The 11,916-nt window shown below is 65.3% G+C and carries 13 protein-coding genes; 6 read left to right on the top strand and 7 right to left on the bottom strand.

Annotation, left to right across the window (positions count from 1 at the left end; genetic code table 11):
- Positions 1-466 precede the first annotated feature (466 nt).
- The 5 genes from ACFFP0_RS30345 to tsaD form a co-directional block, all read right to left on the bottom strand.
- Positions 467-1,111 (bottom strand): class I SAM-dependent methyltransferase, encoded by a 645-nt coding sequence (locus ACFFP0_RS30345; protein ID WP_377265962.1) that lies wholly within the window; start codon positions 1,109-1,111, stop codon positions 467-469.
- A gap of 3 nt (positions 1,112-1,114) precedes the next feature.
- Positions 1,115-1,555, bottom strand: coding sequence for an EVE domain-containing protein (locus tag ACFFP0_RS30350; protein ID WP_377265963.1), 441 nt, complete (start codon positions 1,553-1,555; stop codon positions 1,115-1,117).
- A 9-nt stretch (positions 1,556-1,564) separates the two neighbouring features.
- Positions 1,565-1,855, bottom strand: coding sequence for a YciI-like protein (locus ACFFP0_RS30355; protein WP_377265965.1), 291 nt, complete (start codon positions 1,853-1,855; stop codon positions 1,565-1,567).
- Positions 1,856-1,931: 76 nt separating this feature from the next.
- Positions 1,932-2,921, bottom strand: coding sequence for an NAD(P)H-dependent glycerol-3-phosphate dehydrogenase (locus ACFFP0_RS30360; protein ID WP_377265966.1), 990 nt, complete (start codon positions 2,919-2,921; stop codon positions 1,932-1,934).
- Entirely contained in the window at positions 2,918-4,015 is a 1,098-nt protein-coding gene (tsaD, locus tag ACFFP0_RS30365; protein ID WP_377265967.1) for a tRNA (adenosine(37)-N6)-threonylcarbamoyltransferase complex transferase subunit TsaD, read from the bottom strand. The genes ACFFP0_RS30360 and tsaD overlap by 4 nt, the downstream gene beginning before the upstream one ends.
- Positions 4,016-4,097: 82 nt before the next feature.
- On the opposite strand from tsaD, the gene hemC reads away from it, so the two are divergent.
- From hemC to ACFFP0_RS30395, 6 genes are all read left to right on the top strand, one after another.
- Positions 4,098-5,027 carry a hydroxymethylbilane synthase gene (hemC, locus tag ACFFP0_RS30370; protein WP_377265968.1) on the top strand — a complete coding sequence of 310 codons (930 nt, stop codon included), beginning with the start codon at positions 4,098-4,100 and terminating at the stop codon, positions 5,025-5,027.
- Positions 5,028-5,031: 4 nt separating this feature from the next.
- Positions 5,032-5,742 (top strand): uroporphyrinogen-III synthase, encoded by a 711-nt coding sequence (locus ACFFP0_RS30375; protein WP_377265969.1) that lies wholly within the window; start codon positions 5,032-5,034, stop codon positions 5,740-5,742.
- Positions 5,743-5,832: 90 nt separating this feature from the next.
- A complete protein-coding gene (locus ACFFP0_RS30380) occupies positions 5,833-7,071 on the top strand; it encodes a COG4223 family protein (RefSeq protein WP_377265970.1) in 1,239 nt (412 codons plus the stop codon).
- A gap of 15 nt (positions 7,072-7,086) precedes the next feature.
- Entirely contained in the window at positions 7,087-8,688 is a 1,602-nt protein-coding gene (locus tag ACFFP0_RS30385) for a heme biosynthesis protein HemY (RefSeq protein WP_377265971.1), read from the top strand.
- Between the two features lie 22 nt (positions 8,689-8,710).
- Positions 8,711-9,190 (top strand): tellurite resistance TerB family protein, encoded by a 480-nt coding sequence (locus ACFFP0_RS30390; protein ID WP_377265972.1) that lies wholly within the window; start codon positions 8,711-8,713, stop codon positions 9,188-9,190.
- A 9-nt stretch (positions 9,191-9,199) separates the two neighbouring features.
- Positions 9,200-9,970: a glutamine amidotransferase gene (locus ACFFP0_RS30395; protein WP_377265973.1), complete on the top strand. Its 771-nt coding sequence runs from the start codon at positions 9,200-9,202 to the stop codon at positions 9,968-9,970.
- A gap of 30 nt (positions 9,971-10,000) precedes the next feature.
- On the opposite strand, the gene ACFFP0_RS30400 is transcribed toward ACFFP0_RS30395, so the two are convergent.
- Both ACFFP0_RS30400 and ACFFP0_RS30405 read right to left on the bottom strand, forming a co-directional pair.
- Positions 10,001-11,236, bottom strand: coding sequence for an MFS transporter (locus ACFFP0_RS30400; protein WP_377265974.1), 1,236 nt, complete (start codon positions 11,234-11,236; stop codon positions 10,001-10,003).
- A gap of 317 nt (positions 11,237-11,553) precedes the next feature.
- The gene (locus ACFFP0_RS30405) at positions 11,554-11,865 is read right to left on the bottom strand and encodes a helix-turn-helix domain-containing protein (RefSeq protein ID WP_377265975.1); all 312 of its coding nucleotides are present in this window, start codon (positions 11,863-11,865) and stop codon (positions 11,554-11,556) included.
- Between the last annotated feature and the right edge of the window lie 51 nt (positions 11,866-11,916).

The following is an 11,916-nucleotide window of genomic DNA, read 5'->3' on the forward strand; positions in this document are numbered from 1 at the left end:
CGCTTCCGTCGCCGGAGTGTTTCGCGAGACGTTCGCGGGCAGGCGGAGGCCGGCGCTTCCATCGGAACCGTAACGTGCGGGGACGGTGGAAGAGGTGAAAGCCATGGGAGCGGAACGGGAAACCGGACTTCTCCCTATCAAGCCTCCCCCGGGCAGCCATGCCCGGTTCGGTTGAGCCGTCCAAGTGGCAAGGTTTCCCGAAAGGAGACCGCGAACGAAGCCATGCAGCGAGGCGAGGTGATCACCTGTAGGGGCCGGAAGCCCTGACAAGACGCCGAAGGCCACGCGAATGCGGAGCCACCTTATACAAAATCCAATGAGGTTTCGCATTCGCGTGCGCCTCTCCGGACTGCTCTTTGAAAAACCACGGCAGAAGACTGCGCGTGGGCGAAAATGTTGGGAAAGCCCTCGGGCAAGGAAACACCTGTCTGCCTCCTGCGTTCGGCCGCCGGACAGAACGGAACGCCTACCCGAACCGCCAGACGGTCGTCCGCTTCACCTCGCTGTCCTCCAGCGCCCGGGTGACCGGCACCTCATAGACTGCAAGCTGTTCGAGCCGCTCCTTCGGCAGGTAGCTTCGCCCCGGATCGCCGACCAGCACCGGCCTCCCCTCCCCGGCCAGCCGTGTGAACCACGGAACAAGCTCTGCGGCGAAATCGCGATCATAGAAGACATCGCCGGCAAGCAACACGTCCGCCTCAACCGCCTCGCCGATCAGGTTTTTTCCGGTAAAGCGGATTTCCACGCCGTTCTCCGCCGCGTTCAGGCCGACCGCCGTTTCCGTCCACGGATCGATATCGGCAGCCAGCACGTCCGCCGCTCCGGCCAGTTTCGCCGCGATCGCCACCAGCCCCGAGCCGCTGGCGAAATCCAAGACTCTTTTGCCGGCTACCGTTTCCGGATGATCGAGAATATAGCGCGCCAGCCCCTGCCCGCCGGCCCAGGCAAAAGCCCAGAAAGGCGGCGGCAGGCCGATCTCTTCCAGATCCTCCTCCGTCTTCAGCCAGAGCTCATGCGCCTCGCTTGCCAGATGCAGCCGGACCTCGGGCACATGCGGCGGGCTCATCATGCCGGTGTTCTGGAGGATGAAGGTCCTGGGATCGGTCTTCAAGTCTCAGTCCGGCGACTTCGGGGGATTGTCGAGACCGCCGAGCCGGCAGATCTCGAAATATTCCTCGTCCGTCACCGGCTGCACCGAAAGCCGCATCGACGTCACCAGCGACATCTTCTCGAATTTCGGATTGGACTTGATGTCCTTCAGCGTCACCGGCTTCGGCATGTCCATGGCCGCGCGGATATCGACGCAATCCCATCTGGGATCGTCCTTGGCGGTCGAATCGGGATGCGACAGCGCCGAGACCTCTACGATGCCGACGATCTCCAGCCCCTCGTTCGAGTGGTAGAAGAAACCCTTGTCGCCGATCTTCATCGCCCGCATGTTGTTGCGCGCGAGGTAGTTGCGCACGCCGGTCCATTCCGTGCCCTTGCTCCCGGCCGCCTTCTGCTGTTCCCAGGACCAGGACGAGGGCTCGGATTTGTAAAGCCAGTACGCCATCGGTCGCCCTCACTCCGGCTTGTTGAAAACCCAGTTCCAGTGCTTGACCTCGACCGTCTCGAAAAGCCCGGCCAGATAGTAGGGATCGGCCTCGGCAAGCGCGCGCGCCGCCGCCAGGTCCGCCGCCTCCACGACGACCAGACTGCCGTTCGGCTTGCCTTCATCATCGAGGAAGGGGCCGGCAAATTTCAGCGTGCCGTCGGCATTGAGCTTGTTCAGGTGCTCCAGATGAGCCGGGCGGGTGTCCATCCGGACGTTCAGATGGCCGGGCTTATCGGCGCAGACGAAGGCAAACAGCATCGGTTTTCTCCTAAGAGCGCATCCCGAAAAATGCGAAGCGGTTTTCGGACAAGATGCGCGGTCGACAAAAGAACTATTATTCCGTCTTGATCGGCCGGGTCATGAGCTGCTCCATGGCCGTCATGATATCGAGCTTTCCGTCGACGATCGCCGCCACCGCATCGGTCACGGGCAGTTCGACGGAAAACCGGGTCCCCAGCCGGGCGGCGACCGACGCCGCATGAACGCCTTCGACCAGCGGCCCGCCGATCGTCCCCGCCGGCTCGCCCTTGCCGAGCGCGATGCCGAACCGGAGATTGCGGGATTGATGGCTCGTACCGGTCAGCACCAGGTCTCCGAGCCCCGAAAGCCCGCGCACGGTATCGGCCTTGCCGCCCATCGCCCCGACAAGCCGCGACATTTCGGCAAGCCCGCGCGCGATCAGTGCCGCACGGGCGGAATCGCCGAGCCCCGCCCCTTCGATGATGCCGCAGGCGATCGCCAGCACGTTCTTGAGCGCGCCGCCGAGCTGCACGCCGATCCGGTCGGTCGAGGCATAGAGCCGGAAGGTGCGGCCGGACAGCATGTTGGCGAGCCGCTCCGAAAGCGCCTGATCCTCGGCGGCGATCACCATGGCGGTCGGCAGGCCGCGCGCGATGTCGGCCGCGAAGCCGGGACCGGACAGGACCGCGATCGGGTGATGCGGCAGTTCCGCTTCCAGCACCTGCATCAGCAGCCGGCCCGAGGACTTGTCTATGCCCTTGGCGCAGGTGACGACCACCGCGTCCCTGGCAAGATAGGGGCCATAATGCCGCGCGGCATCCGTGTGCGCCTGCGAGGGCATGGCGAAAAGCACGACGCTCGCCTCGCCGATCGCATCCGGCTCGGCGGAAAACTCCAGCGCATCGGGAAGCGGCACGCCGGGCAGGGCCGCGTCATGCACGCGATCCTCCCGCAGGTCGCTCATCAGCTCCGGGTCGCGGCCGATCAGCGTGACGGGAAACCTGCCGTCCAGCGTGATCACGGCCGCAAGCGCAGTTCCGAAAGCCCCTGCCCCGATGACGACGATGCGTTCCTGGCCGCTCATGCCTTGGCACCCCGCTTGCCGGAACCGAGCAGGGCCTGGGCCTCCCTGTCCAGCGGCCAGCGCGAGCGCGGCGCGACATCGAGCGTATCGGCCGGGAAATCCTCGGCAAGCCGCTCGAGGCCGGCCCAGGCGATCATCGCGGCATTGTCGGTGCAGAGCCTCAGCGGCGGCGCGATGAAGCGGAAACCGTTCTCGATGCAGAGCGCCTGCAGCGTGCGGCGGATTTCCTGGTTGGCGGCGACGCCGCCCGCGACCACCAGCGACGGATCGACGTCGAGATGCCCGAATTCCTGTCTGAAGCGAGCCAGCCCGCGACCGATGCGATCCCGCAGCGTGCGGGAAATCGCCTTCTGGAAGGAGGCGCAGATATCGGCGACATCCTGTTCGCTCAGGGGCGCGATCCCGGTCGCGGCCTGCCGCACGGCAGTCTTGAGGCCAGAGAAGGAGAAGTCGAGCCGCGCCTCGCCGACCAGCGGCCTCGGAAAGGAGAAACGGTCCGGATTGCCGCCCTGGGCTGCCTTTTCCACGGCCGGCCCGCCGGGATAGGGCAAGCCGAGCAGTTTCGCCGTCTTGTCGAAGGCCTCGCCCAGCGCGTCGTCGATCGTCGTGCCCCAGCGTTCGTATTCGCCGACGCCGCGCACCAGCACGAGCTGCGTATGCCCGCCGGACACGAGCAGCATCAGGTAGGGGAAGGAAAGCCCGTCCGTCAGCCGCGCCGTCAGCGCATGGCCTTCGAGGTGATTGACGGCGATGAGCGGCTTGCCGGCGGCGCGTGCGATCGCCTTGGCCGTCATCAGCCCGACGATCAGGCCGCCGATCAGGCCAGGCCCCGACGTCGCCGCCACCGCATCGATCTCGTCAAGCGAAACCCCGGAACGCTGGAGCGCCTCCTCGACAAGCCCGTCCAGCGCTTCCACATGGGCGCGCGCCGCGATCTCCGGCACGACGCCGCCATAGGCGCTGTGCTCGTCGAGCTGGGACAGCACCACGTCGGAAAGGATTTCCCCCCGGCCGTCCTCATGGCGCGCGACCACCGCCGCGGCCGTTTCGTCGCAGCTTGTTTCGATGCCGAGGATGCGAAGAAAGGTCGCCATCCCGAGAACTGGCCCCTATCGTTGATTGCGAGGTGGATGAAAGAGGTTTACGAGAGCTTCCGGTAACAATGGAATGACGCGGATGCAAACAAAACCTTTCCGGATCGGCACGCGAAGCAGCCCGCTGGCGCTTGCCCAGGCGTACGAAACGCGCGATCGGCTCATGGCGGCGCATGGCCTGGGGGAGGACGCGTTCGAGATCGTCGTGCTGTCGACGACCGGAGACCGGATCAACGATCGGCCGCTGGCGGAACTCGGCGGCAAGGGCCTCTTCACCCAGGAACTGGAGGAACAGCTCCTCTCCGGCGATCTCGATTTCGCCGTGCATTCCTCGAAGGATATGCCCACCAGATTGCCCGACGGCCTGCACCTTGCGGCCTACCTGCCGCGCGAGGATTTCCGCGATGCGTTCATTGGCCGCACGGCGCCGACGCTGACGGCACTTCCCGACGGCGCGACCGTCGGCTCCTCCTCGCTTCGGCGCCAGGCGCTGATCCGCCGCATCCGGCCGGATATCACCGTCATCACCTTCCGCGGCCTCGTCGATACGCGGTTGCGCAAGCTTGCCGAAGGTCAGGCGGATGCGACCCTGCTCGCCTATGCCGGCCTGAAGCGTCTTTCCAGGGAGGACGTCGTTACCGAGCTGCTCGACCCGGCCGATTTTCCGCCAGCCCCCGCACAGGGCGCGATCTGCGTCGAAAGCCGCATCGGAGATGCCCGCATCGGGACCCTGCTGGAGCCGATCGACCACCGGCCGACCCACGACGCCGTCTCCTGCGAACGTGCCTTTCTGGCCGCGCTGGACGGGTCCTGTCGCACACCGATAGCCGGCTATGCCGTCTGCGAAGGGGAACATATCGAATTTTCGGGCCTGATCCTGACACCGGATGGGCGGAAGGAACATTCCGTCGAGATGGAAGGCCGCCGCGAACACGCCGAAATGCTGGGCCGCAGGGCGGGCGACGCGGTGCGCGCCGCCGCCGGTGCGGACTTCTTCGAAAGCTGGGCGTAGGGCCGTGCGGGTCGTCGTCACCCGCCCCGAGCCTTCGGCCCGGCGCACGGCGGACCGGCTGGAGCGCCTCGGCCATCACCCGGTCCTGCTGCCTGTTTCCAGGGCTGTGCATCACCCGGAGACAGCCAGGGACGCGCTCAGGAAACCCCACGCGGCGCTTGCCCTGACCAGCGCCGAAGCCGGCCGTGTGCTTTCCTCCCTGGGCGACCAGCTCGCGCCCTATCTCGAAGAGACGCTTTATGCCGTCGGGGATGCGACGGCAAAGGCGGCCGCAGCGGCCGGTTTCCGGAATATCCGCACCGGCACCGGCACCGGCGCCGAACTCGCCAAACTTATTGCAAGCCACACCGCGTCGCTCGCGGCCCCTCTTCTCTATCTCGCCGGCAAACCGCGCTCGCCGGGGTTCGAGGAGGGATTGCGGGCCCGGAACCTCCCTTTCGTGACGGCGGAAATCTATGAAATGTCGCCTGTCGCCCATGACGGGAACGCCATCCGCGCCGCATTGCTCGACCCGAAGGCCGATGCGGTCCTTCTCTATTCCCGCAAGAACGCACAGCTCTTCTTCGATCTCTCCGCGCCGCACGCAGAAGCCCTGGCGGCCACGCTCATGCTTTGCCTCAGCGACAATGTGGCCAATGCCGTTCCGGATGAATTTCACAGAAATATCAAGATCGCCGGTCATCCTGACGAAGACGGGCTTTTCGCTCTCCTTTAGTCGAGGGGCGGCGGCAAAATCCCGCCCGCCCCTTTTCTTCCACCCACCCACCGACTAGTTTCCTGTGAGCGCATGCAAAAAGAGGTCGAGATGGTATCGGAAAAACCACCCCGCCGATCAAAGGTAGAAAAAGAACCGGTCACCATAGACCTCAGGGTCGAGGAATCGGACGTCGTTGCCGAACCCGTCCGCAGCAACGACATCGACGAACCGGTGACGCCGGCTGAAGCGGCCGCGGAAGTACCGACGGATGCGGAAGAGCCGGCAGGAGCCGGCATCGCGGGCGAAGCGGCCGCCGAGCCTGCCGCCACCGACGCGCCGCCCTTCGACGACGAAGCCGAGGCCGGGAAGCAGCCGGAACCCGCAAACGTCGCCCCCGAACCGGAGCCGGCGGCAGCGCCGCGCGAGCGGACCGGCCCCGCCACATCGACACTCGTCGCGTCCGGCATTTTCGGCGGCATCGTGGCCCTGGCGCTCGCCGGCAGCATGCAATATGCCGGCTACCTGCCGGGTGCATCCCGCGCACCGGCGGTGGATACGACCGCCCTCTCTTCCGAGATCACCGCACTCCGCCAGGAAGTCGCCGCATTGAAGGGCCGGCCGGCCCCGCCGGCGCAGGACACCGCACTCGCCAGCCGCGTCGCGGCGCTTGAAGCCTCTGCCGGGGAGCCGAACGGCGCTGGCGAGCGGACGCTTGCCGCTCTCAAGGACGATGTCGCCCTGCTTCGATCCGCCGTCGAGTCGACGGCGGGCAACGCCGTCCAGCTTGAAGGACGCGTCGATGCGGCGGAGGCGAGGCTCAACGAGCGAGGTCCGGAACAACAGGTCGCACGCGCCGTGGCAGCCGCCTCCCTGAAGGCCGCGATCGACCGCGGCGGACCTTTCCAGACCGAGCTCCAGACCTTCGCCAGCGTTGCGAACGACGATCCCGCGGTCGCGGATCTGCAGAAGTTCGCGGCAAGCGGCGTGCCTTCCCGCGCCGAACTTCAACGCGAATTTCCGCGCATCGCCGATGCGATATTGGAAGCCGCCGTTCCCCAGGACCCCAATCAGGGCCTTGTCGACCGGCTTCTGTCCTCCGCCATGGCGGTGGTGAAGGTGCGGCGCGTCGGCGACGTGGAGGGCGAAACACCGGAAGCGATCGTCGCCCGCCTTGAGGAAGGCCTGCGCAACGGCGACCTTCAGGCTTCCGCGCGCGAATGGGATACGCTGCCGGAAACCGCAAAAGCCGTTTCACGCGACTTCAGGCAGAAGCTCGATGCCCGCATTCAGGTGGAAAATCTCGTGGGCGGAACGCTGACACGCGCCGTCGCCGGCACTCAAGGCTGAGGACGGGCAAACAGGATGATCAGACTTTTCATTTTCCTTCTCGTCGTGCTGGCTCTTGGCTGGGGTTTTTCCTGGCTTGCCGATCGCCCCGGCCTGATCTCCATCACCTGGCAGGATCACCTGATCGAGACGAGCATCATGGTCGCGGCCACGATGGTGGTCGCGCTCGTCGCCGTCGTGATGATCCTCTGGTGGATCGTCGGCGTGGTCTGGACCTCTCCCTATTCCGTCCGCCGCTATTTCCGCGCCCGCAAGCGCGACCGCGGCTACCAGGCGCTCTCGACCGGCCTCATCGCCGCCGGCGCGGGCAACGCCCTGCTGGCCCGCAAGATGAGCGTCCGCACCCGTGGTCTCCTGAGCGCCGATCAGGAGCCGCTGATCCACCTGCTCGAAGCCCAGGCGTCGCTCATCGAAGGCAAGCATGACGATGCGCGCCGGAAATTCGAGCAGATGGCCGAGGACCCGGAGACGCGGGAGCTCGGCCTGCGCGGCCTTTACATGGAGGCGCGCCGGCTCGGCGCCAACGAGGCTGCGCGGCAATATGCCGAAAAGGCCGTCGAACACGCGCCCTACCTGCCCTGGGCCGCCCAGGCGACGCTCGAATCCCGCAGCCAGTCGGGCCGCTGGGACGATGCGATCCGGCTTCTGGACCAGCAGCGCATGGCGAATGTCATCGACAAGGCCGAGGCCGACCGCCTGAAAGCCGTGCTCCTGACCGCCAAGGCGGGTGATCGGCTGGAAGGCGACCCGAAAGGCGCCCGCGATGACGCGATGGCCGCACTGAAGCTTGCCAAGGATCTGGTCCCTGCCGCCGTCATCGCCGCCAAGGCCTGGCTGCGTGAGGACAATATCCGCAAGGCTGCATCGATCCTGGAAAGCATCTGGAAACTGGGACCGCATCCGGAAATCGCCGGAGCCTATGTCAGGGCCCGCAGCGGCGACAGCACGGTCGACCGGCTGAAGCGTGCCGAAAAGCTGGAAGCCCTGCGGCCGAACAATGTCGAATCGCTGCTCGCCGTCGCCCAAGCGGCGCTCGATACGCAGGAATTCAGAAAAGCACGCGCCAAGGCGGAAGCCGCCGCGCGCATGGAATCCCGCGAGGCGGCCTATCTTCTTCTCGCCGATATCGAAGAGGCCGAGACCGGAGATCAGGGCCGCGTCCGCCACTGGATGGCGCAGGCCCTCCGCGCGCCGCGCGACCCGGCCTGGGTCGCCGACGGCTTCGTTTCCGAAAAATGGCTTCCCGTTTCGCCGGTCACCGGCAGGCTCGATGCCTTCGAATGGAAGGCGCCCTTCGGCCAGCTGGAGGGGCCGGTCGAGGAAGGGTCGCTGGCTGCGGAAGAGGCGATCACCAACCTGCCCCCGGTCACGCGGCCGGCCAGGACGGGAGAGCCATCCACGGCGATCGTCGTCCCGGTTCCTCCATCCGCCAAACCGCCCGTACCGGATTTAGCTGTTGCAGCAAAAACACCAGACGGGGCGAATGTGGCGCCGAAGACCGAAAAATCGCCGGAAAGTGAGCAGGAGCCGGTTCCCTTTTACGGTCGTCCACCGGATGATCCGGGTGTGAAAGATCCCCATGCCGCGCAGCCCGCAACGAGGCTCCGGCTTTTCTAGAAAGGCGAGGGCCTGGATATAGATGTTGGAACGCATTCAGGCCTTTCTCCACAACCTCACATCATCGCACCATTCCAGCGAATTCGCGCCCGACGATCCGCGTGTCGCCTTCGTCGCGCTCTGTTTCCAGGTCATGGAGGCTGACGGCAACCTCTCCGAGAAGGAACAGCGGAAATTCCGCGACCTGCTGCGGGAACGCTACGATCTCAGCGAGGAACGGTTGAAGGCCTTGATCGAGGCAGGCCATCAGGCCGGCAGCGAGGCGGTTGACTATTACCGGTTTACTTCCGATCTTAGACGGCATCTCGTCGACGAAGAGGATCGTATCGAGCTTCTCGGCATCCTGTGGGATATCGTCTATGCGGACGGCCAGCGCAACGAGATCGAAGATCATGTGATCTGGAGGATTGCCGATCTTCTGGGCGTCTCGGCGCGCGACAGGGTTCTGCAGCGCCAGCAGGCGGCCGCACGTTCAACGGGAGGAGATCAGGGAGGAGACTGAGGAAATAAGATGCTGATGCTTCCTTCCCGCCCCACCGGCAGGCTCCCCGTGCTGATCGTGCTCCATCAGGAGCGCTCCTCCCCCGGCCGCGTCGGCCAGATGCTCATCGACAAGGGATTTCCCCTCGATATCCGCCGCCCCGTGCTGGACGACCCCCTGCCTGGCACCATGGCCGGTCATTCAGGCGCGGTGGTCTTCGGCGGGCCGATGAGCGCCAACGATCCCGAGCCGTTCGTCAAAACGGAGATCGACTGGATCGGTGTGCCGCTCAAGGAAAACAAGCCTTATCTCGGCATCTGCCTCGGTGCGCAGATGATGGTGCGGCACCTGGGTGGCTCCGTTGCGCCGGACAGGGACGGCCTGACCGAGATAGGCTGGTATCCCCTGCGCCCGACCGAGCATGGCCGGCTGCTGATGCACTGGCCGAAGATGGTCTACCATTTCCACCGGGAAGGTTTCGACACGCCGCGCGGCGTGCAGCTGCTCGCCGAGGGCGACGCATATCCGAACCAGGCCATCCGATACGGCGACAACGCCTGGGGCCTGCAGTTCCACGCGGAACTGACGCGCGCCATGATGCAGCGCTGGGTCGTGCACGGCGAACACCGCTTCATCATGCCGAATGCGCAGAAGGGCCGCGAGCACCTGGAAGGCCGGATGATCTTCGATCCGCCGCTGAAGGAATGGCTCTGGAATTTCCTCGATATCGTCTTCGGACCTTCCGGCGCCGCGGAAGCTGAGAACCAGCCGGCGCGCCGGCCGATCCTTCAGGGGGGCTAAGCGCCCCGCCGACCGGGTTTCCTCACCACTCTATCGCGTCGGCGCTTCGAGGCTGTCGATCCTGCGCAGCTTCGGAAAACCGAGCGACCAGATGACCGCCACCGCCAGCGTGCCGATGCCGCCGATGACCACCGCCGGTACGGCGCCGAAGATCGAGGCCATGGTGCCGGCGCGGAATTCGCCAAGCTCGTTCGACGCCCCGACGAAAACCATGTTGACGGCGTTCACCCGGCCGCGCACCTCGTCCGGCGTCCAGAGCGCGATCAGCGTCTCCCGCACATAGACGGAAAGCATGTCGGACGCGCCCATGAGCATCAGCGCCGAGATGGAAAGCCACGGCGTCACGGAAATGCCGAAGATCAGCGTGCCGATGCCGAAGAGCCCGACGCCGATGAACAATACGGACCCCGCCTGATGCCGGATCGGATGGAAGGCGAGATAGACCGCCACGATGATCGCACCGACACCGGGTGCCGCGCGCAGCATGCCAAGGCCCCAAGGGCCGAGTTCCAGGATATCGCGGGCATAGATCGGCATCAGCGCCACCGCCCCGCCCAGAAGCACCGCGAACAGGTCGAGGGAGATCGCTCCGAGCACCACCTTCTCGCTGAAGATGAAGCGGAAACCGGCCAGCATCTGGCTCCAGCCGACATTGCGCGCGGCGGTCCGCTGGGCCGGTTTCGGGATCATGAAGACGAGAAGACCGGCAAGCACCTGGAAGGCGAAGGCGACCACGTAGGCGGTGACCGGGCCGACACCATAAAGCAGGCCGCCCACCACGGGGCCGAGAATCGCAGCCGTCTGCCACGAGGACGAGTTCCATGCCACGGCATTCGGCAGGTCCTGCTCCGGGACGAGGTTCGGCCCGAGCGACTGGACGGCCGGCCCCATGAAAGCCCGCTCGATGCCGAAGACGATCAGGATCGAGAAGACCAGCCAGGGCGTGAAGGAATTCGCGATCGTCAGGGCGAGCAGCGCGCTGGCGCACAGGGCTCCGACCACCATGCAGACAGCCACGATCGCACGGCGGTTATATCGGTCCGCGACCGCGCCGGTGACCAGGATCAGGAGCAGGGACGGCAGGAACTGGAAAAGCCCGATCAGGCCGAGATAGAGCGGATTGCGCGTCTCGTCGTACATCTGCCAGCCGACCGAGACGCTGATGATCTGGATCGAAAAGGCGGAAAGAAACCGGGCAAAAAAGAAACGCGTGTAGGACGAGTGCCGGAAGGCGGCGAACCGATCGCCCGAGGCGGAAATGGACATGAGGTAACAACTTTCAGCAGAGCCGAAAACCGGCATTGCGCCCGTCACCGCCGGACATGGCCCGGATGAAGCCTGACGCGGCATCTCCCGCTAGTTCGCCAATGTCCATGTGCCTGTCAACATGGAATTGCATTTCGAGCTGTTTTACCCTCTGTCAGCGCCCTGCCGGCACCAGCGTCCCGAGGTCTGATCACGCATCATCCACGCTCCACAACCTACGCATCGGCCCGAAAATCGGGATCGATTTTCGGGCCGATGCGTAGATTCAATAGGTTAGAGCGTCCTTTGTGCGTCCCAAAGGACGCACAAAGGACGCTCTAGGAGGATGGCTCCGCCTTCCTCGGACAGACGGCGATGTTATCGCCTTCGACGCAGACGAAGGACAACCCGCCGTTTTCGAAGGCGAGGCGCAACTGGGCCTCGGTCGCGCGGTGCACGTCGTGCCGGTCCCCCTCGTAATCGCGTATCGTACTGCGCGACACGCCGGACCTGTCGGCCAGCTCCGTCTGCGTCCAGTCCAGAAAACCGCGAGCCGCCCGACACAGCGCAGGTGTCAATATCTTGGGCTTATTGGCTTGACCCATCGTCGCATACTGCCCATATTGGTCAATATCTTCCATATATGGCATTTTTGATCGGCTTGCTAGGGGTGTTCGGAAGACCATTCCGGCAGATCACGG

The sequence above is a fragment of the Neorhizobium puerariae genome (assembly GCF_042429745.1).
GTDB lineage: Bacteria > Pseudomonadota > Alphaproteobacteria > Rhizobiales > Rhizobiaceae > Neorhizobium > Neorhizobium puerariae.

Bases quoted from the DNA above. Each gene is read 5' to 3' on its own strand.
- ACFFP0_RS30350 (WP_377265963.1), bottom strand. From the start codon at position 1,555: ATGGCGTACTGGCTTTACAAATCCGAGCCCTCGTCCTGGTCCTGGGAA.
- ACFFP0_RS30380 (WP_377265970.1), top strand. From the start codon at position 5,833: ATGGTATCGGAAAAACCACCCCGCCGATCAAAGGTAGAAAAAGAACCG.
- ACFFP0_RS30395 (WP_377265973.1), top strand. From the start codon at position 9,200: ATGCTGATGCTTCCTTCCCGCCCCACCGGCAGGCTCCCCGTGCTGATC.
- ACFFP0_RS30405 (WP_377265975.1), bottom strand. From the start codon at position 11,865: ATGCCATATATGGAAGATATTGACCAATATGGGCAGTATGCGACGATG.
- ACFFP0_RS30390 (WP_377265972.1), top strand. From the start codon at position 8,711: ATGTTGGAACGCATTCAGGCCTTTCTCCACAACCTCACATCATCGCAC.
- hemC (WP_377265968.1), top strand. From the start codon at position 4,098: ATGCAAACAAAACCTTTCCGGATCGGCACGCGAAGCAGCCCGCTGGCG.
- tsaD (WP_377265967.1), bottom strand. From the start codon at position 4,015: ATGGCGACCTTTCTTCGCATCCTCGGCATCGAAACAAGCTGCGACGAA.
- ACFFP0_RS30360 (WP_377265966.1), bottom strand. From the start codon at position 2,921: ATGAGCGGCCAGGAACGCATCGTCGTCATCGGGGCAGGGGCTTTCGGA.
- ACFFP0_RS30355 (WP_377265965.1), bottom strand. From the start codon at position 1,855: ATGCTGTTTGCCTTCGTCTGCGCCGATAAGCCCGGCCATCTGAACGTC.
- ACFFP0_RS30385 (WP_377265971.1), top strand. From the start codon at position 7,087: ATGATCAGACTTTTCATTTTCCTTCTCGTCGTGCTGGCTCTTGGCTGG.
- ACFFP0_RS30400 (WP_377265974.1), bottom strand. From the start codon at position 11,236: ATGTCCATTTCCGCCTCGGGCGATCGGTTCGCCGCCTTCCGGCACTCG.